Here is a 20,392-nt window from a genome sequence, read left to right on the forward strand (position 1 = left end):
TATGCTGGGTCTTTTACTATGAAGATAAGGATGAAAAATTCTATGCAGTTATCATTAAAAGTGGCAATGGCACTGTCTATTTTTGCCAGTACAAACCTCTACGCTGCAACGACTTTAGTGGTTCCAGAAGACGTGAAGTTATTGGCCGTCAACATGGAGAAGCCAGATCTAGAAGGTGGTCTTTTTTCTAGTGAGAAGACAATCGAACTACCTGACGGAACGAATCAAATTGTCTTCAAATATCAACCTACATTCGAAATTAACGAAAACCTTAAGACGGTTTACAGTGATGTAATCGTTGCTAAATTTGATGCTGAAAACGAAAAGCTAACGTTTGAACTGCCAGAGTTTAAAACTCTTCGCCAAGCGCAAAACAACATCTCGCCTCTAGATTGGCAATTACTGGATACCAAAGGCCAACCTATTGCTTTGGTCGAAGATGTATTAGAGTCAGATGGTGTTCAAATTGGTCGTAATTACCCTCAAGAATCTCGCAACTACAATATTGCTGGCGGTATCGCGAGTGTTGCCGTTAGTTATGTAACTGTGAATCAGCATCAACAATCAGTAAGTGATATCGAGCCTCGAGTTGAGACTAGTGATACCCGTTCAACAGCCGCATCGAACGACAGCCCAATGGTTGATGTATTAAAGACGATGTACCAGAAAGCGTCTCCGGCGGAAAAAGAGGCCTTTAAAAACTGGCTTGCTGAGCAGTAATCCCTTAGTTCATTAGATAGGGCTTAACTGAAAAAGTACGAATCTAAAAAGCAGGCTTTAAGCCTGCTTTTATCTTTTCTGCTTATTAGAGAGAGATTTCTCTCCATTCACCAGGCATTAGGTCGTTAAGGACGATATCACCCATCGAATGACGAATGAGGCGCAAAGTAGGGAAGCCAATGTGCGCAGTCATGCGACGCACCTGACGATTTCTTCCTTCAATAATGGTAATGGCTAACCAAGTGGTAGGGATATTTGCGCGAAAACGAACCGGAGGCGTTCTGTCCCAGACTTGTGGTTTTGGAATAACTTCAACTTCGGCTGGTAGAGTCATACCATCTTTTAGCTCTACTCCCTTTCTCAATTTTTCAAGATCTTGCTCCTGAGGAGCGCCATCAACTTGAACCCAATAAGTCTTCGGCGATTTTGACTTTGGCTGCGTTAGCTTCGCCTGCAAGATGCCATCGTTAGTGAGTACCATCAAACCTTCGCTGTCTCGGTCCAATCGGCCAGCCGCATAGACATTTTTGATTGGGATATAGTCCGCTAACGTTTTGCGACCATCGCCATCGGTAAATTGACTGAGCGTATCGTAAGGCTTATTGAAAATAATGACTTTACGATCTTTAGGGGCCACTTTTGGCTTTTGGCTTTTTGTTGGGCGATTAGGGCGGCGGTCTTGCTGAGTACGAGTCTTCGAGCCATTGCGAGCTCCTGAGTGTTTAAAATGGCCCGTTTTAGACTGGTTACGACTGCGACCTTTTTCCTGACCTGTACGAGATGACATGTTAACTACCCTGCAAAAATGTAAATGAACTGTGTTTGAAAGTTTTAAGTTTTCTCATGATCGGATATGATTTGCGCGCCTAAAACTAACAAACGCGCACAGAATGATAGACTAATTCGTGTTATTTGTTTAATTATATCAGTGCACTCATGGATTCAGAGCTTAGAGCTTCAAACTACAACAAAGAGTGCGAACCGCATGTGGCGTTAGTGAGGAGACATGTACTGCTAACGCGCAGCAATGCGTCAATTAAACCAACTCAGACGCTGAGTTGATCAGCCAACAAGTTGATTAAAAAATAGGGAAATTTCATGCCTACAGAAAAACCTACAATTATCTACACCATCACTGATGAAGCGCCGGCGCTAGCAACTTATTCATTACTACCAATCATTCAATCATTCACAGCATCGTCTGGCATCAATGTAGATACTCGTGATATTTCACTAGCAGGTCGAATTATCGCTAACTTCCCAGAGCATCTAAAAGAAGAACAGCGCATTGGCGATGCGTTGACTGAGCTTGGTGAACTAGCTCAAACTCCAGAAGCAAATATCATCAAGCTACCTAACATTTCAGCTTCAGTTCCTCAGCTTAAAGCGGCGATTAAAGAGCTTCAGGCGAAAGGTTACGATTTACCAAACTACCCAGAAGAGCCGAGCACGTACGAAGAGAAAGCGATTAAAGCGGCTTACGACAAAATCAAAGGTAGTGCGGTTAACCCAGTACTTCGTGAAGGTAACTCAGACCGTCGTGCTCCGACTTCGGTTAAGAACTACGCGAAGAAAAACCCACACTCAATGGGTGCATGGTCAGCAGAATCTAAGTCTCATGTTGCGAGCATGTCAGACAATGACTTCTTTGGTAGCGAAAAGTCTACAACTATCTCTGGTGCAACAGAGGTCAAAATCGAGTTTGTCGGTAATGATGGTACAGTTAAAGAGCTTAAGTCTGCGTTCCCATTACTAGATAAAGAAGTCATTGATACTTCAGTAATGAAGAAGAAGGCGTTGGTTGAATTTTTCGAGAAAGAGATTGCTGAAGCGAAAGCACAAGACGTGCTGCTGTCTCTTCATATGAAAGCGACGATGATGAAAGTTTCTGACCCTGTCATTTTCGGCCATGCCGTAAAAGTTTACTACAAAGACGTTTTCGATAAGTACGGTAAGCTGTTTGAAGAGCTAGGCGTTGATGTAAACAATGGCATCGGTGATGTTTACTCAAAAATTGAGTCTCTACCTGAAGCGCAAAAAGCAGAAATTGAAGCGGCCATTCAAGCGGTTTACCAAACTCAACCAGAACTTGCGATGGTTGACTCTGATCGTGGTATCACAAACTTACATGTACCAAGTGACATTATTGTAGATGCTTCTATGCCAGCAATGCTTCGCTCTTCGGGTCAAATGTGGGGACCAGATGGTAAACAAAAAGACACCAAAGCGATGATTCCAGATCGTAGCTACGCAGGTATTTACCAAGCGGTTATTGATTTCTGTAAAGAGCACGGCGCATTTGATCCAACCACTATGGGTAGCGTACCTAACGTTGGTCTAATGGCTCAGAAAGCTGAAGAGTATGGTTCTCACGACAAGACATTCATTCTAGACGCTGCGGGTACTGTTCGCGTTGTTGATGCTTCAGGTAACGTACTGTTAGAGCAAGCGGTTGAAGAAGGTGATATCTTCCGTATGTGTCAGGTTAAAGACGCACCAATCCAAGATTGGGTTAAACTAGCAGTGACTCGCGCACGTGCAACAGGTGTTCCAGCTGTATTCTGGCTAGATGAAAACCGCGCGCACGATGCTGAGCTCATCAAGAAAGTAAACGCCTACCTACCAGATCACGATACTGACGGTCTAGAGATTAAGATCCTATCTCCTGTTGAAGCTTGTAAGTACTCACTAGAGCGTATGAAAGCGGGCCTAGATACTATCTCTGTTACAGGTAATGTTCTTCGTGACTACCTAACAGACTTGTTCCCAATTCTAGAGTTAGGTACGTCTGCTAAGATGCTATCTATTGTTCCATTGATGAATGGTGGTGGTCTATTTGAAACAGGCGCTGGTGGTTCTGCTCCTAAGCACGTTCAACAAGTAGAAAAAGAGAATCACCTTCGTTGGGATTCTTTGGGCGAGTTCCTAGCGCTTGCAGCTTCGTTAGAGCATTTAAGTGTAGCGACAAACAATCCTAAGGCTCAGGTTCTCGCAGATACACTAGATAAAGCGACCGGTGAGTTTTTAGACACCAACAAATCTCCGTCACGCAAAGTGGGTGAGCTAGATAACCGTGGAAGCCACTTCTATCTTGCACTTTACTGGGCGAAAGCGCTTTCAGAGCAAACGGATGATGCGGATCTTGCTGCTGAATTTGCACCAATTGCAAAAGCGCTGTCAGAGCAGGAAGAAACGATCGTTGCTGAGCTAAATAATGCGCAAGGCGTGAAAGGTGAGCTAGGAGGTTACTACTTACTAGACGATGCATTGGTTTCTAAATTGATGCGTCCAAGCGAAACCTTTAACGCAATCATTAACAAGTAAGTTAGTGTAAAAACACGTCGTTTTCGACGTGTTTCCTATCCTGTAAGTGCGTTGTAAGTGTTCCTTTTGTAACGCGTGCTCTAAATAGTAAGAAACCCGCTATCTTGGCGGGTTTATTTTTCTCTTCAAAACATCAACGTGGCGTTTCGAGAGCAATATTTTTATATTTCGACAGCGCTCTAATTATTTGGCTTGGCCTTCAAGAGGCACGACGCTACTCGCGTGACAGCCTTTGGGACCTTTTTCAATCTCGTAAGAGACTTGTTGGCCTGCTTTCAGTGTACGATAACCGTCCATCTGGATAGTTGAGTAGTGGGCAAAGATATCTCCCTCTTCTTCATCTGAACAAATAAACCCAAATCCTTTGGCATTGTTAAACCACTTTACTGTACCTGTAGCCATGCTTTACATCCCTCATGCATTTTTTACTGATGTTGTTACTGCAACCAAGTTATACCTTTAACTTGGTACTACCATTGTCAGCGAATGCCAACAAACGTCAAATCAATGATAAGTCACATTCATCAAACCACTTAAAGAAGAGAGGTTTCAAAATGATGATTTATGCATCGACACTTTCCACTGTAGTCAATGAATTTCGACAGTCAATAGCAGTGAGCAACAAACAGAAACATAATTGAAAACAAATCACTTTTGAGATTAACAAATTTGCAAACAGTTTTTCGTATATACGCAGAAGTTTAGTCAATTTGCCTATGAAGCGGCTCATACTGAAAAAGCCATACTGTCCGTGTTGCTTATGGGAGAAGAATCCTCTGACTGAATAAAAAATGAAGTTTTCGTGATAATTACCGTATTCTCAATGAGGAAGTGTGATCCAGATAGAAGATGATGGGGTGGTTTGCAATAGTCCGAGAGCAATAAATAGAAAGTTCTTTTATAAGAAAAAATGTGTAACTTATCGACAAGCATCTTTTATTTGCGCCGTATCAAGACGTGCATTAGTCTCTATATTAGGTAGCAACTTTTATCGATCAAAGATCGAATTCGGTGCCATAACTCACTACACCGCGCTGCATGCTTGTGGTAGATTGTTTTTATAGGTCGAAAACATCAACCCTTTGATACGATATCTTTAGATTGCCATGAGTAAAAATTTTGAATGGGTCACTCCGGACTCTGATCTTCTGGAGCGAGAAAGTACGAAAGTCCAGCCACCTAAGCTGTACAATGTCGTACTCAATAATGATGACTATACACCTATGGATTTCGTCATAGAGGTGCTTGAGCGATTTTTCTCACATGATATTGATAAAGCAACTCAAATCATGCTTCAGGTCCACTATGAAGGAAAGGCAATCTGCGGCACATACAGCGCAGAAATTGCCGAGACAAAAGTAGCGCAAGTTACGATGTACGCAAGGGAAAATGAACATCCGCTACTTTGCACTATGGAGCAAGCGTAAACAAAGAAGACTTGCTCGAACAACCCCAGTTGTTTTTTCGGGAGGTACTTATGCTAAATAAAGAACTAGAGTCAAGCCTTAACGGTGCATTTGCTCGGGCGCGAGATAAACGCCACGAGTTTATGACTGTCGAACACCTCCTACTTGCATTGTTGGAAAATGATGCAGCTAAGGAAGCCCTTCTAGCTTGTAAGGCGGATCTTGACGCTTTACGCAACGAACTCGATATTTTCATCGATCAAACTACGCCTCTTATCCCAGATAGTGATGAGACGCGTGAAACGCAGCCGACTTTGAGTTTTCAACGTGTACTACAACGCGCCGTCTTTCATGTACAGTCGTCTGGTCGTAATGAAGTAACAGGCGCCAACGTGCTTGTTGCTATCTTCAGTGAGCAAGAGTCGCATGCCGCTTACCTTCTGAAGAAAAATGACATCTCCCGATTAGATATTGTTAACTTCATCTCCCACGGTATTACTAAAGCATCAGGTGCAGGTGAGGATTCATCATCAGACTCGTTTAGCTCAGAAAGTGTTGAAGAGCCTAATTCTGAAGAACGCTTAGAAAGCTTTGCGACGAATCTTAATCAAGTCGCTAAAGATGGAAACATCGACCCACTCATTGGACGTGATAAAGAGTTAGAGCGCACTATTCAGGTACTTTGTCGACGCCGCAAGAATAATCCACTACTAGTGGGTGAGGCAGGGGTTGGTAAAACAGCCATAGCGGAAGGTCTTGCATGGAGAATTGTCGAAGGGCAGGTCCCTGAGGTTATTCAAAACAGCGTGATTTATTCACTAGATATTGGCTCTTTGCTCGCTGGTACCAAATACCGCGGTGATTTTGAAAAGCGCTTCAAGGCGATTTTGAAACAACTTGAAAAAGAAGAAGATGCCATTTTGTTCATCGATGAAATACATACCATCATCGGTGCAGGCGCGGCATCTGGTGGTCAAGTCGATGCAGCAAATCTTATTAAGCCTCTTTTAAGTAGCGGTAAGTTGCGTTGTATTGGTTCGACGACATACCAAGAATACAGCAACATTTTCGAGAAAGAGCGTGCGTTGTCTCGCCGCTTCCAAAAGATAGACGTTGTAGAGCCCTCATTGGATGATACAACTAAAATCTTGATGGGCTTGAAGCCGAAGTACGAAGCTCACCATGAAGTACGTTATACCAATAAAGCACTGCGTGCCGCGGTAGAACTGTCGGCTAAATACATTAATGAACGCCATCTACCAGATAAGGCCATTGATGTCATTGATGAAGCTGGTGCTCGTAGTCGTCTTGCTCCTGCAAGCCGTCGTAAAAAAACGGTCGGAGTGGCTGATATCGAATCAATGGTTGCCAAAATGGCGCGAATTCCAGAGAAGTCGGTTTCTTCTTCAGATAAAGACATTTTGAAAAACTTAGATAGCAAAATGAAGATGTTGGTATTCGGTCAAGATAATGCGATTGATGCATTGTCCGAGGCGATCAAGCTGACACGTGCAGGTTTAGGTGTAGACAACAAACCTGTTGGTTCATTCTTGTTTGCAGGCCCAACAGGGGTTGGTAAAACAGAGGTGACGGTGCAGTTATCTAAGCTTCTAGGTATCGAGCTACTTCGTTTTGATATGTCTGAGTATGGTGAGCGTCACTCCGTAAGTCGCTTAATTGGTGCGCCTCCTGGTTATGTCGGTTATGACCAAGGTGGTTTGCTAACCGATGCTGTTATTAAGCATCCACACTCGGTCGTATTACTTGATGAGATTGAAAAAGCGCACCCTGATATCTTTAACCTGTTGTTGCAAGTCATGGATAACGGTACGCTAACGGACAACAATGGTCGCAAAGCAGACTTCCGTAATGTCATTCTTGTTATGACAACTAACGCAGGTGTGGCGGAAACCGAGAAGAAATCAATTGGTTTGATTCAACAAGACAACAGTCACGATGCAATGGCGGAAATTAAGAAGGTGTTTACTCCTGAGTTCCGTAACCGTCTTGATAACATCATCTGGTTTAACAGCCTTGATGAAAGCGTTATCCATCAAGTGGTTGATAAGTTCATTGTTGAACTGCAAGTGCAACTTGATGCGAGAGGCGTTTCAATGGAAGTATCGCAAGACGCTCGCCATTGGTTAGCACATAAAGGTTATGACAAAGCTATGGGGGCTCGCCCAATGGGGCGTGTTATCCAAGAACAGCTTAAGAAGCCTTTGGCTAACGAACTGTTGTTTGGATCTTTAGTTGACGGCGGTACAGTGAAAGTAACGCTGGTCAACGATACGCTTGAGTTTGAATACTTAAGTGAGAAAGAGACAGCGATGCATTAATCGTTAGTCGGTAACAAACGCAAAAGCGCACGAGAAGATCGTGCGCTTTTTTATCTGAACTAAATCGGAAAAAATTGTGCAATAAAAAACGGAGCAGCTTGCTCCGTTTTTTATTGCATCCGAAAATCAGAGATTAACGAGCGCGGAAGACGATGCGGCCTTTTGACAGGTCGTATGGAGTCATCTCTACAGTTACTTTGTCACCCGTTAGGATACGGATGTAGTTCTTACGCATCTTGCCAGAGATGTGAGCAGTCACAACGTGACCGTTTTCAAGTTCAACACGGAACATAGTGTTTGGTAGAGTGTCAAGGACAGTGCCTTGCATCTCGATTACGTCTTCTTTAGCCATTTAATCCTCTTTAGAAATTAGGCAATATTAGCGGGCTATATTCTGCCGCTAAATAGTAATTATGTAAAGTTGAGGCGTATTCTACCCTCGCCAACGCTGATTTACTAGCCTTTGGTGGCGTTGAAAGCGTGTTTTGTAGCTCATTGCTGGGCACTCATCAATCTGATATCCCAAATATAGCCACTGTTGTTTGTTTTCTTGGCAGTATTTAATTTGATAAAGCACTGCTAACGTGCCAAGAGATAACTCGTAGTCAGGGTCAAAGAAAGTATAAAAAGCACTCGAGCATTGTGGCATCAAATCTGTCACCGCAATGGCGAGCAATTGATCTGATTCATCGTAAATGTGTAAAAACGACGTTGTCAGCCAGCTAGTTTGAGCAAATCGAGCAAACTCATCACGCTTTGGTGGGTACATAGTGCCGTTTTTATGCCGTTTGCAGATGTACCGACTGTAAAGCTCAAACCATTCCTCATCCATTTCATGCTTCATTTCCCAGCGTAAAGACTGTGCTTTATTAAGCAGCCTCTTCTGACTTTTTGATAATCTAACGTCTGGAATCGAGACTCGAATTGGCTGGCAAGCGGTGCAATGCTCGCAATGCGGTTTATATATGGTATCTCCGCTACGACGAAAACCGTTAGCCATGAGCAACTGGTAATTTTCTTCAGTATGCAGCCTTTCATCAAGCGCCACCGCAACCCGCTCTTGCCGTTCAGGCAAATAACTACAAGGGTGATTATTCGTCAACCCTATTCGAATATGTTGTATATCCGTACTCATACTGAATCCTGCAAAACTTGGGGCTGATAGGCATCAAATAGTGTTTGCTTTTCTCTTAAAGATAGTAGTTTTTGCATAAATTCGTCACGCTCAAGTTCAAATGCGCCAAGTGATGCCAAGTGAGAATTCATAACTTGGCAATCGATTAATTGACCTTGCTTTGACGCCAAATGGTTGCATAAGTACCACAATGCAATTTTGGATGCGTTATCTTTTAGGCTAAACATCGACTCCCCGCAAAAAAGTTGGCCCACGCAGATGCCATATAGTCCGCCAATCAGGTTGTTGTCATGCCATACTTCTACAGAGTGACAGTGACCAAGTTTGGCTAACTCAATGTAGGAAGCTTGCATTTCCTCGTTGAGCCATGTTTCCTCTGCAGGGCGTGTTGAAGAACATAGTCTAATCACTTCTTCTGTCGCGAAATTGAGTGTTACTTTATAGTTATGTTTACGCTGAAATTTTTTGAGACTTTTAGATGGCTTAAACTGCAATGGGTCAAACACAGCGCGCGGAGAAGGGCTCCACCATAAAATAGGTTCACCAGGACCATACCAAGGGAAAATGCCTTGATAATAACCATTGAGGATTCTCATGGGGTTTAAGTCACCACCAAAAGCCAGCAAGCCATTGGGGTCGCTGAGTGCTTTATAGGGTGAGGGAAAGTTGAACGTTTCATCGAGTTCAGTTAAATAAATAGCCATAAGAAGTCGTTACCAACATTGGAGTCAGAGGAGTTTATGATGACCTGGTTAAGAAATATCGTAAAAGTATGGCTTGGGATCATACTGTTTTTACCACTTGTCGCCAACGCAGCCTATGAAAGAAATGTTGCCAAGCCAGTTAATGAAGTAGTTTACGGGAAGATTGACTCTGTCCGTTATATTACTCAACAAGAGGTTGTTCAATCGAAAAGTAACGGTTGGAAGACACTACTTGGTGCCACTATCGGTGGTTTAGTCGGTAATCAATTTGGTGGCGGTACGGGAAGAGAAGTCGCGACGGCAGTGGGTGCGCTTGCAGGTGCCGCAGTTGCTCAAAACCAAAGTAATTACCAATACACGGTTGAATATAAGTTAGTTGAGCTACTCATCAAAGTGAAGGGTGATAAGCTAATTAATGTCATCCAAGATGTTGATAAAAATATGTTATTTAGTCGAGGGGATGAAGTTCGTATTTTATATTTTGATGATGGAGTCAGGGTTGATATCACTTATTAACCCTAGGTTGTTTTAGCCTAACGAAGCCTAATCAGGCATGTACAGTCGGGCTGGCTTATCGTCAAATAAAGTCGAAATAGTTTGCTGTTTCGCCGTGCTTCTTTCGCTCTGATTTACATCGCTGGCAATGCCTTTAATTCTGTATCTTTAGGCTGCTTGAGGATATTCATAAATTAGCACCGATTTACTCTGGTTTTGTCGTGTTTTTTTGGGTAGTCTGAATTCACGAAGAATTGTTTAGCCCTCATAAAAAATCGTATGTTGAGGGCACAAAGGATTATCAACTTTTAATGGAAAGCCTAACGTTACAACCTATCAATAAAATTCAAGGGGAAGTGAACCTTCCTGGCTCTAAAAGCGTTTCTAATCGAGCTCTTTTACTTGCTGCTCTTGCTAAAGGCAGAACTCGCCTTACTAATCTCCTCGACAGTGATGATATCCGTCATATGCTGAATGCGCTGACTAAACTAGGCGTTCAATACCAACTTTCCGAAGATAAAACAGAATGTCTCGTTGAAGGCCTTGGGCGTCCGTTTTCTGTCTCAGAGCCGGTAGAGTTATTTCTCGGCAATGCTGGCACTGCGATGCGACCATTAGCTGCGGCTCTTTGTCTTGGAGAAGGGGAGTATGTACTGACGGGCGAACCTCGTATGAAAGAGCGTCCAATTGGTCACCTTGTCACGGCACTGAAAGATGCTGGTGCGAACGTTGAGTACATGGAAAACGAGAACTTTCCGCCTCTCAAAATAATTGGTACTGGCCTAAAAGCAGGTACAGTTTCTATCGATGGGTCCATTTCAAGTCAGTTCTTGACCGCTTTCTTAATGTCTGCGCCATTGGCTGAAGGTGAAATTCGCATCAACATCGAAGGCGATTTGGTTTCTAAGCCTTATATCGATATCACCCTGCATATCATGAAGCAGTTTGGAGTCGATGTGATCAACAACGACTATCAAGAGTTTGTGATCCCAGCCGGTCAGCAATACATCGCTCCAGGTGATTTCTTGGTTGAAGGTGACGCGTCTTCTGCTTCTTACTTCTTGGCGGCGGCAGCCATCAAAGGTGGAGAAGTTAAAGTCACGGGTATCGGTAAAAACAGCATTCAAGGTGATATTCAATTTGCTGATGCGCTTGAAAAAATGGGTGCAGAAATTGAATGGGGTGATGACTACGTAATTTCACGTGTTGGTCAATTAAAAGGCATTGATATGGATTACAACCATATCCCTGATGCTGCAATGACCATCGCGACAACAGCGTTATTTGCCGAAGGCACTACCGCTATTCGTAACGTTTATAACTGGCGTGTAAAAGAAACAGACCGTTTGTCAGCTATGGCGACTGAGTTACGTAAAGTTGGTGCGGAAGTGGAAGAAGGGGAAGACTACATCATCGTCAAACCTGTCTCTCAGTTAAAGCATGCAGCGATTGATACTTACGATGATCATCGTATGGCGATGTGTTTTTCGCTGGTGGCACTTAGTGATACGCCTGTGACGATTAACGATCCAAAGTGTACGTCGAAAACGTTCCCTGACTACTTCGACAAACTTAAGGCTTTGAGCTGCTAAATATTCTGACCTGAAACAGGAAAGCCAGAGTGAATAACACTCTGGCTTTTTTGTTTCCCAATACTATTTAACCAGCGTAAATTCCTTAGAAAGGTGATGCGCTAAGTATTTGAACATATTGAATACTGCAGTCGTATTTGAAGTTGGTAAACCTTTGTCATCAAGGAAGTATTCACCTTTAAAAACTAAAACACCTTCTTTTTCTTCTACACTTGTTGCTCGCATTCCCTCGATGTAATCATCGTGCTCTTGGATGATTTGGTTAGCGATCAAAAGAAGGTCGAACTCTTCGATAAACGTTCTATCAGACATATTCTTTCTACCATCCTATTCAGTTAAGAACGCTGAGTATACCTACAACTAAAATGGGTTTGCATGATTAATTCAGTCAATCGTTCAGTAAGACTAAACAGATCAATTTTTAGAGTATAAGCATGATGCGGAGGAAGATGGCAGAGCATTGAACCAAACTATTTTGTGATGGGTAACAAAATTTATTGCATTGGATTAGCGGATGCTAAGTTTGCCTGTTTAGATATGCCGCTCAATACCTTTCAGAACCCTGTCTCTTTGAAGTATAAAGACGATGAATTGTCAACCAATCGGATCTGAATTTCAAAAAAGCAGTTGATCTTCTTTTCATCTCGCACAATAGTAAAAAAAGAAGCAATGAAATAGAACATTATGCGGGTGGCCTTTAAACAAGGTTTCTACCCGCATTATTATGAAGGACGTTAGAGTCAGTTATGGGTAAATCACTCGTTATAGTGGAGTCACCAGCCAAGGCAAAGACGATAAATAAGTACCTTGGTAAAGACTTTATTGTTAAGTCTAGTGTTGGTCATGTGCGTGATCTGCCTACGGCCGGTCAAAGCACTGGTGAGAAAAAAGCCGCAGCCATCTCAACTAAAGGGATGAGTCCGGAAGAGAAAGCGCGCGTTAAAAAAGAGAAAGACCGCAAAGCGTTGATCAAAAAGATGGGGATTAACCCATATCATGACTGGGAAGCGAATTACCAAATCCTTCCAGGCAAAGAAAAAGTTGTCAACGAACTACAAAAACTCGCCAAAGACGCAGATTGCGTTTATCTCGCAACCGATTTGGACCGCGAAGGGGAAGCAATCGCATGGCACCTTCGTGAGATCATCGGTGGCGATGAAGAGCGATACAAACGTGTAGTTTTTAACGAAATTACGAAAAACGCGATCCAACAAGCTTTCCAGACACCTGGTGAGCTGAACATGGATGGTGTAAATGCCCAACAAGCACGTCGCTTCATGGACCGTGTCGTTGGTTTTATGGTTTCACCTCTACTTTGGAAAAAAGTGGCTCGTGGCTTATCTGCTGGTCGAGTGCAGTCTGTTGCGGTGAAACTGTTAGTTGAGCGTGAGCGTGAGATTAACGCGTTTGTACCAGAAGAGTTCTGGGACATTCATGCGAATACGAAAACGAAAGACAAAGCGGACTTTAAACTGCTTGTTGCTCAGAAAGACGGTTCTGCGTTTAAGCCAGTTAATGAGGCAGAAACCAAAGCAGCGATGTCTGTACTTGAGAATGCAAGTTACGAAGTATGTAAGCGTGAAGACCGCCCTACAAAGAGCAAGCCTTCAGCACCTTACATCACCTCTACGCTTCAACAGGCAGCGAGTACACGTCTGGGCTACGGCGTGAAAAAGACCATGATGCTAGCTCAGCGCCTCTATGAGGCCGGTTACATCACTTATATGCGTACTGACTCGACTAACCTAAGTGCCGAGGCTGTGGACGCTGTACGTGACTTTATTGGCTCTGAGTTTGGTGATAAGTACCTGCCAGCGAAACCATTGACGTACGGTAGCAAAGAAGGGGCACAGGAAGCGCACGAAGCGATCCGTCCTTCAAATGTGGGTGTTAAGGCGGAAGACCTGCAAGGTGTCGATGCTGATGCGCACAAACTTTACGCTTTGATTTGGAATCAGTTTGTAGCGTGTCAAATGACGCCAGCAGAATACGATTCAACAACCATCAGTGTAAAAGCGGCAGAATACACGCTTAAAGCGAAAGGCCGTATCCTTAAATTTGACGGCTGGACTCGTGTACAGCGTCCAATGGGCAAAAACGAGGATACAATCCTTCCTGCGGTACAACTTGGCGATAAGCTAAGCTTAGAGTCACTTGACCCTAAACAGCACTTTACAAAGCCACCTGCGCGCTACACTGAAGCAGCACTGGTTAAAGAGCTAGAGAAACGAGGTATTGGTCGTCCGTCGACTTACGCATCGATCATTTCTACGATTCAAGATCGTGGCTACGTGAAAGTTGATCAGCGCCGTTTCTACGCTGAAAAAATGGGTGAAATTGTTACTGACCGCCTTGATGACAGCTTTAACGATTTGATGAACTACGACTTTACTGCGCGTATGGAACAGAAATTGGACCAAATCGCTGAAGGTGAAGTGAACTGGAAAGCTGTGTTAGACAACTTCTTTGCTGATTTTACTGGCGATCTTGAAAAAGCGGAGCTGGATGAGTCAGAAGGCGGTATGAAGTTAAACCACATCGTCATGACGGATATCGAGTGTCCGACGTGTAGCCGTCCAATGGGCATCCGTACTGCTTCAACAGGTGTGTTCTTAGGCTGTTCAGGTTACGCGTTACCACCAAAAGAGCGTTGTAAGACAACCATCAACTTGGGTGACGAAGAAGGTATTATTAACGTTCTAGAAGAAGACGTTGAAACCGCAGCTCTTCGTGCTAAAAAGCGTTGTCCGATCTGTGAAACAGCGATGGACGCATACCTGATTGATGACAAGCGTAAGATGCATGTTTGTGGTAATAACCCGAACTGTGAAGGCTACCTTGTTGAATACGGCGAGTTCAAAGTAAAAGGCTACGATGGTCCAGTTGTTGAATGTGACAAATGTGGCTCTGATATGGTGCTTAAGAACGGTCGCTTTGGTAAATACATGGATTGTACGAGCGAAACGTGCAAGAACACTCGTAAGATCTTGAAGAATGGCGAAGTCGCGCCCCCGAAAGAAGATCCTGTTCATTTCCCCGAGTTGCCATGTGAAAACTCAGATGCGTATTTCGTACTTCGTGATGGTGCTTCAGGTCTATTTATGGCGGCAAGCAACTTCCCTAAATCGCGCGAGACACGTGCTCCTTTGGTTGCTGAACTGGCGCGTTTTGAAGAGCGTTTACCTGAGAAGTTCAAATACCTAGCAACTGCGCCGCAAGAAGATCCTGATGGTCGTCCTGCTGTTGTACGCTTTAGCCGTAAAACAAAAGAGAACTACGTTCGTTCGGAAGAGAACGGTAAGCCAAGTGGTTGGACAGCGCTCTTTGTTGACGGTAAGTGGGAAGTCACTGATAAGCGTAAAAAAGCGAAAGCATAAAAACGTACGATCTAAGTAATGTAAAAAGGCAGCGATATCGCTGCCTTTTTTGCGTTTTGTTTTTGCGTAAAGGCCACTGTGTTGTTCGTATAGCTCTTTGCTGCTTTGACTGAGTTTTGCTGACGCGAGAAGATCCCAGCATCAATATTTCGTAGTCGCTGATGTATTTTTTATGTAAAAAATATTTGTTGTAACTTTCATTTTGCATTCACATATTTGTTATACATTGGGCTAAAAAATCGGCGGTGTAGTGAATCCGTTCGTAAATTGTTTTCACAATGTAATCGTTTGCTTTTCCATGTGTGATCTAGATATCGTCTTGAGTACGCAAGAGCTGTATGGTACACAGAATGGCGTATTAAAAATTGTAATTTAGAACCCGCTTAGATAATTTATTACAAAAATTAGTGCAACTGTGTGCATTGTTTGCGTCAAAAAATAAGGAAAGAGTGGACGTTGCATACTGGAAGTGCCGTAGCTTTTTTATCCGTGTTGTAAGAGTTCACAGAAACTCAGAGACGGTTGCTAAATGTATTCGCTTGACTCCCCGAGTATGACTCATTCAAGCGAGTACCAAATCCAAGCTATAACGATATGGAGAACAACAAATGGCTGGTGTTTTGGGAATGATTCTTGCTGGCGGTGAAGGCTCTCGTTTGAGACCTTTAACGGAATCTCGCAGTAAACCTTCGGTACCGTTTGGTGGTAGTTATCGATTGATCGATTTTGCTCTAAACAATTTTGTTAATGCGGACCTGATGCGCATTTACGTCCTAACCCAATTTAAATCCCAATCTTTATTCCATCACTTAAAAAAGGGGTGGAACATCAACGGCATTACAGACCGCTTTATCGATCCTATTCCCGCTCAAATGCGTACTGGTAAACGTTGGTACGAAGGGACGGCGGACGCGATCTATCAAAACCTGCGTTTTATGGAGTTAGAGGAACCAGAGCAAGTTTGTATTTTTGGCTCTGACCATATCTATAAGATGGATATCAAACAAATGCTGAACTTCCACTCAGAAAAGCAGGCTTCTCTGACGGTATCTGCATTGCGCATGCCACTAAAAGAGGCGTCGCAATTTGGGGTTATCGAAGTGGATAGTGAAGGCCGTATGATTGGCTTTGAAGAAAAACCAGCAAATCCGAAGTCGATTCCTGGTGACCCGGATTACGCTTTAGTTTCAATGGGTAACTATGTTTTTGAAGCTCAGGTACTGTTCTCAGAGTTGGTCGAAGATGCGGATAATGAAGCTTCATCACATGATTTTGGAAAGGACATCATTCCAAAGATGTTCCCTAGAGGTGATGTGTTCGTGTATGACTTCAGTACCAACAAAATCAGTGGCGAAAAAGAAGAGGTGTACTGGCGTGATGTCGGAACTATTGATGCGTACTGGCAAGCGCATATGGATCTGCTAGAAAAAGATGCACCATTTTCGCTGTACAACCGTAAATGGCCATTGCATACCTACTACCCACCATTGCCACCTGCGACATTTACCGACTCTGATAATGGTCGTGTGCAGATAATCGATAGTTTAGTGTGTAATGGCAGCTATGTTAGAGGCTCAAGAATCGAAAAGTCGGTGCTTGGTTTTCGCAGTAATATTGCTTCTGCTTGCGATATCAGCGAATGTATACTTCTTGGTGACGTAAAAATTGGCGAAGGATGTGTTTTACGTCGTGTGATTGTCGACAAGGATGCCGATATTGCTCCTGGTACTCAGATTGGTGTGAATCTTCAAGAAGATAAAAAACACTTCCACGTGTCTGAGGAGGGCATTGTTGTTATTCCGAAAGGAGCTCGAGTTGGCTACTAACAACTTATCTATTCTGTTTGTAGCTTCTGAGGTTGAAGGCCTCATTAAAAGTGGTGGCTTGGCAGATGTTGCCAAGGCACTACCGGAAGCCCTTCAAAACCTACAGCAAGACGTAAGAATTACCATCCCTGCGTACAGCAGTATTGATAAACTCGCAGACGCAGAAGTTGTATTAGAAACAGAATTAACATCATGGCCGCATACGGAGTATCGAGTTTTGCGGCTCATGTTAGGTCAAAATCCTGTTTACCTGATTGATTGTCCGCCGTATTTCAATCGACCATCAATGTATGCGGAGAACAACCAAGCGTATACTGATAACGGCGAGCGCTTTGCGTTTTTTAGTGCAGCATGTCTCGATATGTTACCCAAGCTCGCCTTTCAACCTAATATCATACACGCGAACGATTGGCACACAGGTCTTGTTCCATTTTTGCTCAAGCACAGGTATGGCAATGATCCGTTTTTTGCTCATACTAAAAGCGTCATTTCAATTCACAATGCGGTCTTTAAAGGCGTATTTAGTTATGAAGACGTGCAGTGTTTGCCAGAGTTTCATTATAGAAACGTTCCCGATGCTGCGGTGAGTGCAACGCATATTACGATGCTTAAAGCTGGTGTAATGAATGCAGATAAGATAAACGCGGTTAGCCCTACGTACGCAGAGGAACTAAAAACAGAGCTTGGCAGTCATGGAATGGCTTGGGAGTTTCAGCAACGCGCGCAGGACTTAGTTGGTATTTTGAACGGTTGTGATTACAGCGCTTGGAATCCGGAAACTGATACCTACTTGCCGGTTAATTACTGCGCCGACCAGCAAAGTATGTCGCAAGGGAAGAAAGCTTGTAAAAAAGCATTACAACAACGACTAAATTTGCCCGAAAAAAATGTAGCTATGTTCGGTATGGTTTGTCGGTTGACCCAGCAGAAAGGCGTTCATTACTTGTTGCCTGCTTTGGCCGATTTTTTGAAGCACGATGTTCAGCTAGTTGTCGTTGGGACCGGAGACCCTGTTCTTGCCGCTCAGTTACGAGAGGTTGCCGCGCGGTTTTCTAGCAAATTTGCCTTTGTAGAAGCGTATGACAATGAACTTGCGCATATCGTTGAAGCTGGTTCTGATTTCTTCTTGATGCCTTCTGAGTTTGAACCATGTGGCTTAAACCAAATCTATAGTATGGCTTATGGGACATTACCGATAGTACGCGGTGTTGGTGGCTTAAAGGACAGCGTTAGCGATTATGATGTAAACCCATCTGAAGCAACGGGGTTTGTTTTTTTCGAACCGACACCGCAGGCATTGTTGTTAACGATGCTAAGGGCACTGTTGCTCTACGCTCAAAACGAGCCTGAAGTGAATAAAGTACAGTTGCACGCGATGCAACAAGACTTTTGTTGGCAAAAGGCCGCAGAATCTTATTTGCAGCTTTACCACTCAGCGTTAGTTTGACTTAAAATTGTAACGAAAGGCACCGAATGAGGTGCCTTTATTATCTTGAGTAAGGGGAGTGTGGTAGGATGGCTTTTTACTCAATAGCACGATCTTTTTGATACTCAATATGACCCAGCCGCTACTTTTTCATAAAACCTATTTGCACCCTACTAGTAATGAGTGGGTTGTATTTGTGCACGGTGCTGGTGGTAGCTCTTCTATCTGGTTCAAGCAAATTAAAGCTTACAAGCAACACTTTAACTTATTGCTGATCGATTTAAGAGGTCATGGAAAGTCAAATCAGTTACTTAAAGAGCTCATTGCTAGCCGTTATACCTTTACGGAAGTTACCCAAGATATTTTGAAAGTATTGGACCATTTAAAGATCCAATCCGCTCATTTTGTCGGTATGTCGCTTGGTACTATTATTGTTCGAAACCTTGCTGAATTGTCATCAGAGCGCGTACGTTCGATGGTGCTCGGTGGTGCTGTCACAAGGCTTAACACTCGTTCTCAGATATTGGTGAAATTAGGTAATTTTTGTAAGCATATCCTACCGTACATGTGGCTCTACAAACTGTTCGCTTATATTGTTATGCCTCAAAGAAGCCAACGAGAATCTCGCCACCTTTTTATTCGCGAAGCCAAGAAGCTTTGCCAAAAAGAATTTAAACGTTGGTTTATTCTTGCCGCTGATGTAAATCCGTTAATGAAATATTTTAAAGATCGAGAGTTACCCATTCCGACTCTTTACTTAATGGGCGACAGGGATTACATGTTTATTAAACCTGTCAAAGAAATGGTTGCAGCACATAAGCTCAGCATTCTACGAGAAATCCCGAATTGTGGTCATGTATGCAATGTAGAGCGTCCAGAAGACTTCAATCAACACTCCATCGAGTTTATTAAACAGCAAGCTGTATGTGCTTAAAACTGAGTGCATCCACTGAATAGGAGAGCCGCTATAGCTCTCCTAGTTGATATCCACATTGCCAACATGCACCAAATTGCCCTTCGTTTATTTCATGACATTTTGGGCATTGCCAATCTTGATACTCATGCCTATCGGATTGTTTTCGATATGCTTTTACTATTTCTTCAGCTTTCATCTTTTGTGCCGTGTCAAAAAGCCACACATAAGGATCGGTATCATCACCAAACGGCAGTTCTCCTTTTAAGCCGAAAATACCTTCTCCGCGAACTTCACAGTAAATTTGTTCCACTTTAAGCAGCTCACATACAATGTGTGCTTCTGCTGGGTTTTTAGCGATAAATATTTTCATCAAAATACCCACTTCACCAATTACGAGTTTTGCTGACTTGGTGTCGGCCTTACTTTATTCATAACCCATTTAGTGATGATTGGAAATAGTCCCAATAGCGCAAAAGACGCTAATACTGCGGGTGAAACAATGCCCGATAGGCTTTCAATTGTTGCTAATTGAGTACCTGCATTCAGATATACGGCTGTGCCTGGCAGCATACCTATTTGGCTAGTGAGATAAAATCGACCTACAGACATCGGTGTTAAGCCCATCAGTAAGTTGATTAGAAAGAAAGGGAATACAGGGATTAGACGCAAGGAAAATAGATAAAAAGCTCCGTCTTTTTCGACACCTTGATTAATTGCGTTGAGTTTATTTCCGAATTTGTTTTGTACCCAGTCACGCAATAAGTATCGGCTGCTCAAGAAGGCCAGTGTTGCCCCCATAGTGCTAGCGAAAGAAACCAGTAGCAAGCTTGTCCAAAAACCAAATAAGGCTGCACCAAGTAAGGTGACTACTGCCGCTCCTGGGATAGAAAAAGCGGTAATTGCAATGTAGGTAAAAAAGTAAATCGCAGCCGAGAATACAAAATTCTGATCGATGTATGTAGTTAGTGCTTCTTGTTGGGCTTTTGCATTCTCTAAGGTTAAATACTGGCCAAAGTTAATACCTAAAAAGACGATAGCCGCTAGTAGGATGAGACCTAATATCAGTTTCTTATTCATAATTTTGATTCCAATTTGGGATATATGTAATAAGACAGTAGGAAAACCGAAAAAA

At 43.2% G+C, this 20,392-nt stretch carries 18 protein-coding genes; 10 read left to right on the forward strand and 8 right to left on the reverse strand.

Features of this window, described 5'->3' with window-relative positions:
• The first annotated feature begins 42 nt into the window (after positions 1 to 42).
• Positions 43 to 720: a DUF2057 family protein gene (locus R7Q11_RS07365; RefSeq protein WP_017634732.1), complete on the forward strand. Its 678-nt coding sequence runs from the start codon at positions 43 to 45 to the stop codon at positions 718 to 720.
• An 85-nt stretch (positions 721 to 805) separates the two neighbouring features.
• Here R7Q11_RS07365 and R7Q11_RS07370 read toward each other — a convergent pair whose 3' ends face one another.
• Complete coding sequence (locus R7Q11_RS07370; RefSeq protein ID WP_017634731.1) at positions 806 to 1,507, reverse strand: pseudouridine synthase; 702 nt, start codon at positions 1,505 to 1,507, stop codon at positions 806 to 808.
• Positions 1,508 to 1,818: 311 nt separating this feature from the next.
• On the opposite strand from R7Q11_RS07370, the gene R7Q11_RS07375 reads away from it, so the two are divergent.
• Positions 1,819 to 4,044 (forward strand): NADP-dependent isocitrate dehydrogenase, encoded by a 2,226-nt coding sequence (locus tag R7Q11_RS07375; protein ID WP_005378404.1) that lies wholly within the window; start codon positions 1,819 to 1,821, stop codon positions 4,042 to 4,044.
• A 183-nt stretch (positions 4,045 to 4,227) separates the two neighbouring features.
• On the opposite strand, the gene cspD is transcribed toward R7Q11_RS07375, so the two are convergent.
• Complete coding sequence (gene cspD, locus R7Q11_RS07380) at positions 4,228 to 4,446, reverse strand: cold shock domain-containing protein CspD (RefSeq protein ID WP_005378407.1); 219 nt, start codon at positions 4,444 to 4,446, stop codon at positions 4,228 to 4,230.
• A 704-nt stretch (positions 4,447 to 5,150) separates the two neighbouring features.
• Here cspD and clpS point away from each other — a divergent pair.
• Positions 5,151 to 5,471: an ATP-dependent Clp protease adapter ClpS gene (gene clpS, locus R7Q11_RS07385; RefSeq protein WP_005378419.1), complete on the forward strand. Its 321-nt coding sequence runs from the start codon at positions 5,151 to 5,153 to the stop codon at positions 5,469 to 5,471.
• 50 nt (positions 5,472 to 5,521) lie between these two features.
• Positions 5,522 to 7,789 carry an ATP-dependent Clp protease ATP-binding subunit ClpA gene (gene clpA, locus R7Q11_RS07390; RefSeq protein WP_005387879.1) on the forward strand — a complete coding sequence of 756 codons (2,268 nt, stop codon included), beginning with the start codon at positions 5,522 to 5,524 and terminating at the stop codon, positions 7,787 to 7,789.
• A 133-nt stretch (positions 7,790 to 7,922) separates the two neighbouring features.
• On the opposite strand, the gene infA is transcribed toward clpA, so the two are convergent.
• The 3 genes from infA to aat all read right to left on the reverse strand — a co-directional run bounded on the left by infA (position 7,923) and on the right by aat (position 9,628).
• Positions 7,923 to 8,141, reverse strand: a complete 219-nt coding sequence (infA, locus tag R7Q11_RS07395; protein WP_001040192.1) for a translation initiation factor IF-1 — start codon at positions 8,139 to 8,141, stop codon at positions 7,923 to 7,925.
• Positions 8,142 to 8,222: 81 nt separating this feature from the next.
• Positions 8,223 to 8,924, reverse strand: coding sequence for an arginyltransferase (locus R7Q11_RS07400; protein ID WP_225466335.1), 702 nt, complete (start codon positions 8,922 to 8,924; stop codon positions 8,223 to 8,225).
• Positions 8,921 to 9,628, reverse strand: coding sequence for a leucyl/phenylalanyl-tRNA--protein transferase (aat, locus tag R7Q11_RS07405; protein ID WP_005387881.1), 708 nt, complete (start codon positions 9,626 to 9,628; stop codon positions 8,921 to 8,923). Before aat ends, R7Q11_RS07400 begins: the two co-directional genes overlap by 4 nt.
• Positions 9,629 to 9,667: 39 nt before the next feature.
• Here aat and R7Q11_RS07410 point away from each other — a divergent pair, with 39 nt between their 5' ends.
• Both R7Q11_RS07410 and aroA read left to right on the forward strand, forming a co-directional pair.
• The gene (locus R7Q11_RS07410; protein ID WP_005378348.1) at positions 9,668 to 10,144 is read left to right on the forward strand and encodes a glycine zipper 2TM domain-containing protein; all 477 of its coding nucleotides are present in this window, start codon (positions 9,668 to 9,670) and stop codon (positions 10,142 to 10,144) included.
• A 290-nt stretch (positions 10,145 to 10,434) separates the two neighbouring features.
• A complete protein-coding gene (gene aroA, locus R7Q11_RS07415) occupies positions 10,435 to 11,715 on the forward strand; it encodes a 3-phosphoshikimate 1-carboxyvinyltransferase (RefSeq protein WP_005387883.1) in 1,281 nt (426 codons plus the stop codon).
• Between the two features lie 63 nt (positions 11,716 to 11,778).
• Here aroA and R7Q11_RS07420 read toward each other — a convergent pair whose 3' ends face one another.
• On the reverse strand, positions 11,779 to 12,027 hold the full coding sequence (locus R7Q11_RS07420) for a YciN family protein (protein WP_005387884.1): 249 nt from the start codon (positions 12,025 to 12,027) through the stop codon (positions 11,779 to 11,781).
• 434 nt (positions 12,028 to 12,461) lie between these two features.
• Here R7Q11_RS07420 and topA point away from each other — a divergent pair, with 434 nt between their 5' ends.
• The 4 genes from topA (at position 12,462) to R7Q11_RS07440 (ending at position 19,278) form a co-directional block, all read left to right on the forward strand.
• The gene (topA, locus tag R7Q11_RS07425) at positions 12,462 to 15,092 is read left to right on the forward strand and encodes a type I DNA topoisomerase (RefSeq protein ID WP_005378351.1); all 2,631 of its coding nucleotides are present in this window, start codon (positions 12,462 to 12,464) and stop codon (positions 15,090 to 15,092) included.
• 608 nt (positions 15,093 to 15,700) lie between these two features.
• Entirely contained in the window at positions 15,701 to 16,918 is a 1,218-nt protein-coding gene (gene glgC / locus R7Q11_RS07430) for a glucose-1-phosphate adenylyltransferase (protein ID WP_017634726.1), read from the forward strand.
• Entirely contained in the window at positions 16,908 to 18,365 is a 1,458-nt protein-coding gene (glgA, locus tag R7Q11_RS07435) for a glycogen synthase GlgA (protein WP_042522112.1), read from the forward strand. Before glgC ends, glgA begins: the two co-directional genes overlap by 11 nt.
• A 109-nt stretch (positions 18,366 to 18,474) precedes the next feature.
• Positions 18,475 to 19,278, forward strand: a complete 804-nt coding sequence (locus R7Q11_RS07440) for an alpha/beta fold hydrolase (RefSeq protein WP_017820032.1) — start codon at positions 18,475 to 18,477, stop codon at positions 19,276 to 19,278.
• A 31-nt stretch (positions 19,279 to 19,309) separates the two neighbouring features.
• Here the strand turns inward: R7Q11_RS07440 and R7Q11_RS07445 are convergent, their stop codons facing one another.
• Together R7Q11_RS07445 and R7Q11_RS07450 are read right to left on the reverse strand one after the other, a co-directional pair.
• Positions 19,310 to 19,630 (reverse strand): DUF2007 domain-containing protein, encoded by a 321-nt coding sequence (locus R7Q11_RS07445; RefSeq protein ID WP_017820033.1) that lies wholly within the window; start codon positions 19,628 to 19,630, stop codon positions 19,310 to 19,312.
• A gap of 20 nt (positions 19,631 to 19,650) precedes the next feature.
• The gene (locus tag R7Q11_RS07450) at positions 19,651 to 20,337 is read right to left on the reverse strand and encodes a TVP38/TMEM64 family protein (protein WP_005378366.1); all 687 of its coding nucleotides are present in this window, start codon (positions 20,335 to 20,337) and stop codon (positions 19,651 to 19,653) included.
• Positions 20,338 to 20,392: the final 55 nt, after the last annotated feature.

The sequence above is a fragment of the Vibrio sp. 970 genome (assembly GCF_033339075.1).

Excerpts from the sequence above, each read along its gene's own strand:
- R7Q11_RS07365 (WP_017634732.1), top strand. The coding sequence starts at position 43 with ATGCAGTTATCATTAAAAGTGGCAATGGCACTGTCTATTTTTGCCAGT.
- R7Q11_RS07370 (WP_017634731.1), bottom strand. The coding sequence starts at position 1,507 with ATGTCATCTCGTACAGGTCAGGAAAAAGGTCGCAGTCGTAACCAGTCT.
- R7Q11_RS07375 (WP_005378404.1), top strand. The coding sequence starts at position 1,819 with ATGCCTACAGAAAAACCTACAATTATCTACACCATCACTGATGAAGCG.
- cspD (WP_005378407.1), bottom strand. The coding sequence starts at position 4,446 with ATGGCTACAGGTACAGTAAAGTGGTTTAACAATGCCAAAGGATTTGGG.
- clpS (WP_005378419.1), top strand. The coding sequence starts at position 5,151 with ATGAGTAAAAATTTTGAATGGGTCACTCCGGACTCTGATCTTCTGGAG.
- clpA (WP_005387879.1), top strand. The coding sequence starts at position 5,522 with ATGCTAAATAAAGAACTAGAGTCAAGCCTTAACGGTGCATTTGCTCGG.
- infA (WP_001040192.1), bottom strand. The coding sequence starts at position 8,141 with ATGGCTAAAGAAGACGTAATCGAGATGCAAGGCACTGTCCTTGACACT.
- R7Q11_RS07400 (WP_225466335.1), bottom strand. The coding sequence starts at position 8,924 with ATGAGTACGGATATACAACATATTCGAATAGGGTTGACGAATAATCAC.
- aat (WP_005387881.1), bottom strand. The coding sequence starts at position 9,628 with ATGGCTATTTATTTAACTGAACTCGATGAAACGTTCAACTTTCCCTCA.
- R7Q11_RS07410 (WP_005378348.1), top strand. The coding sequence starts at position 9,668 with ATGACCTGGTTAAGAAATATCGTAAAAGTATGGCTTGGGATCATACTG.
- aroA (WP_005387883.1), top strand. The coding sequence starts at position 10,435 with ATGGAAAGCCTAACGTTACAACCTATCAATAAAATTCAAGGGGAAGTG.
- R7Q11_RS07420 (WP_005387884.1), bottom strand. The coding sequence starts at position 12,027 with ATGTCTGATAGAACGTTTATCGAAGAGTTCGACCTTCTTTTGATCGCT.
- topA (WP_005378351.1), top strand. The coding sequence starts at position 12,462 with ATGGGTAAATCACTCGTTATAGTGGAGTCACCAGCCAAGGCAAAGACG.
- glgC (WP_017634726.1), top strand. The coding sequence starts at position 15,701 with ATGGCTGGTGTTTTGGGAATGATTCTTGCTGGCGGTGAAGGCTCTCGT.
- R7Q11_RS07440 (WP_017820032.1), top strand. The coding sequence starts at position 18,475 with ATGACCCAGCCGCTACTTTTTCATAAAACCTATTTGCACCCTACTAGT.
- R7Q11_RS07445 (WP_017820033.1), bottom strand. The coding sequence starts at position 19,630 with ATGAAAATATTTATCGCTAAAAACCCAGCAGAAGCACACATTGTATGT.
- R7Q11_RS07450 (WP_005378366.1), bottom strand. The coding sequence starts at position 20,337 with ATGAATAAGAAACTGATATTAGGTCTCATCCTACTAGCGGCTATCGTC.